This is a genomic window from Deltaproteobacteria bacterium PRO3, assembly GCA_030263375.1.
GTDB lineage: Bacteria > UBA10199 > UBA10199 > DSSB01 > DSSB01 > DSSB01.
The window spans coordinates 1-3,039 of the sequence record SZOV01000176.1; the positions used below are offsets into that span (position 1 = coordinate 1).

The 3,039-nt window shown below is 66.6% G+C and carries 1 protein-coding gene; it reads right to left on the bottom strand.

The features are described 5' to 3' along the window. On the bottom strand, positions 1-3,039 hold a 3,039-nt coding region (locus FBR05_15080), incomplete at both ends, for an acyltransferase domain-containing protein (GenBank protein MDL1873502.1).

Genomic DNA, 3,039 nt, shown 5'->3' on the forward strand with positions numbered 1-3,039 from the left:
ACCGCATCCCCGCCTTCGTGATAAATCGCGTCCCGGTCGCTCTTATAAGAGTACAGCTCGCGGGGCGCGGCGCCCTCGTATTTTTCCCCGTCGAGCGTGCGCTTGGCCATCGCCGAGAGGGTCGGCGCGGGTCCGACCTCGATCAGGCGCTCCACCCCGCCCTGCTGGAAGAGGAGATCCTGGGTCTCGATCCAGCGCACGGGAGAGGCGAATTGGTAGGCGAGCAGCTCGATCAAGAGCTTGCGCCCCAAGACCTGGCGATCCTGGGATTGCGTCTCCCAGTTTTCCAAGACCGACTTCAAGACCGGGCTCTGCGTCTGCTCGTAGACGGCCTCGACATAGGATTTTTCGAGAGAGAAGGCCTGCGCCGTGAGGTTGGGGACGTACTTCCCTTCCAAGCGGCTCATGTCGAGCTGCTTCGGCATCTTCGCCTCGAGCATGCCGCGGAAGGCGGGTACGCCGTCGCGCAGCAATCGCGAGTGGAAGGGCACGTCAATGCCCTCCAAAGGAATCAAGGCCCCGCGCTTCAAAGTCAGCACGCCGTCCGGGGCCGCCGCTTTCTTTTTCGCGACGTCTTGGAGCACCTCGGCGACCAGCGAATCCAGGTCGCCCAACCTGGCCGGCGCCCTTTTGAGGGCGGCCATCGCCTGATTCAAGGCCTCGATATTGCCGATCTCGCCGGCCACCACGTACTGGGTGTTCTCGACGTTGAAGTTGACGACTTCCAGGAGCTGGCCGCTTTTCCCGGCGATGGCGTCCACGACCCGGCGCAGGGCCGCGTCGTCGAATTTGGATCCCGCGGAACGGGGATTGACCGCCGCCATCGCGTACGGCGACCGACCCTGCGCGTCGCGCGCCACGGCGCCCTGCATGGTCATGCCGCGCAGGAAGACCAATTCCACCACGGACTCGACCGGCAAGACCTCGCCGACGGTCGAGAGGCCGGCGTATTCGCCGAGGCTGTGGCCCGCGAAGTAGGCGTCCCTCGGGATCAGGCCCTTGGCGCGCATGTCCGCATAACCCGCCATCTCGACCAAGGTGATCGCGGGTTGGGTGAATTGCGTCGCGAAGAGCAGGCCCTTCGGGGCTCGGAAGGTGAAGCTGTCGCTGGTCTCGCCGATCTCGGCGAAGAGCGGCACGGACTTGCGCACCGACTTGCCGTCCTCCACCACCACGACCTCTTGACGCAGGGCGCGCAGGTTTTCGCGAATCCTCGCCCCTTTCGGCCCGCCGAAGTGGATGGTGAGCTCCTTGGGGTTGTTCCGGACGATGTCCAGGATCGAGAAGCCCAGGGTCTCGCGGGTGTGCGCGTCGGCCTTGTCCCAGATCGCCTTGGCGACGGGCGAGCTGTCGTAGAGCTCCATGCCCATGCCGGGCTCGGCGGAGCCCTGGCCGGTGAAGACGTAGGCGGTCTTCGGGGCCTCGACCTCGGCCGTGGCCTTGAGGACGGTCGCGCCGTCCTGGTTGACGGTCTCGACCTCGAGGACCTGACGGCCCTCGCGCATCCCGATCTGGCGCACCTGGGTGCTGAGCGTGTCGCCCGGCTTCACCATCCCTTGGAACTGCGCCTCGTAGGCGACGACGCGCTCGGGGCGGTTCTTCGCCACGTGGGTCTCGACGACGCGGCGGCCGTTGGCGGAGGTCCACATCCCGTGGGTGATCGTCGTCGGCAGCTCGGCCAAGTCGGCGATGTAGGGATTGACGTGGATGGGGTTCAGGTCGCGCGAGGCGACGGCGTAGCCCTGGTTGTCCTTGGGGGCCGTCACGACGTCGGCCTCGGCCAAGAGGTTCCTCGGGGCGGCCAGCGGCTGCATGGCGTCGGCCGGCTCGCCGTGGCGCTCGAGATAGGCCCGGGCCTCGTTGCCCGAGACGTCGTGCCGCGCATAGGCGACGCTCCCGACGCGGGCGCCGTTGCGAAACACCACGCCGGACGAGGTGGTCGTGGCGAGCTTGTCCTTGCCCGCGAAGAGGTCGAAGTGCTCGACCTCGAAGGTGAGCCGGTCGCCGGGCCTCAGCTCGACGCCCTCCTCCAGCTCGATCCAGGGCTTGGAACGCAGCACCGCGATCGCCTCCGGCCCGTCTAGGTTCACCGTGCGCCGTTCCAGGCGGTCGTGGAAGGAATCGCTCTCGAATCCGAAGCGGCCCCGAATGAAGAATTGGCTCTTGAGCTCGACCGCGGGCTTGCCGTCCCGGCTGAGGGTGCCTTGCACGGTCACGCGCTTGCCGCCCTCCAGGTTGCGCACCTCGAGGATGCGCATCGCGGTGTCGATCTTGTCGCCCTCCTGGAAGGGACGCGGGTCGAGGACTCGGAAGCCGTTGCTCAAGTGCAAGAGGCGGAAGATGTTCCCGTCGATGCTCTTCGGGAAGATCGTCTTGATGAGCGGCTCCCAGGCGGCCACGATCGCGAGGTCGAGCGGGGCCTGCAGCTTCTCCTGCCCGCGATCGGTGAAGGCCTCTTGGCGGTTGCCGATGGCGCGGGTGAAGGCGCGGATGTCCTCGCGGGTGACCCGATAGCTCGAGGTGAAGCTTTGCGTGACCTGCAGGTCGTCGATCTTCGCCTCGCCGAACCAAAGCTGGGCGTAGAAGTCCTTAATGCGCTCGTTCTTCCCGTCCATGACCTCGTGGATCGGGGCGTAGCCCTGCTTGGGGTTGTAACGGTAATAGAGCTCCAGCGGGACTACCGCCGCCGGGGAGTCGGCCGTCGCGGGCTTGGGATGGTTGACGCGGACGACGAGAATGCTCTCCTGGCGCTCGATCTCGACCGCGGGCGTGCCCTCGGGGATGCCCGGGACCTTCATCATCGGGTCGTGGATCTTGAGGGAACGGTACTCCTTGCCTTCGGCGTCGTAGGCGACCTCGACCTTTTGGCCGGGACGGGGCCGCAGCAATGGTTCGAGGGGATTGGGGACCTTGTCCTTGCCTTGCACCACGTGGGGCGAGGTCAAGAGGGCCCGCAGCCAGGAGTACTCCCCGCCGGCCAGGAACTCGCGCCACTTCTTCCCCTCGGGCAGGGTCTCGATCCCCGCCGGGATCTCCGCG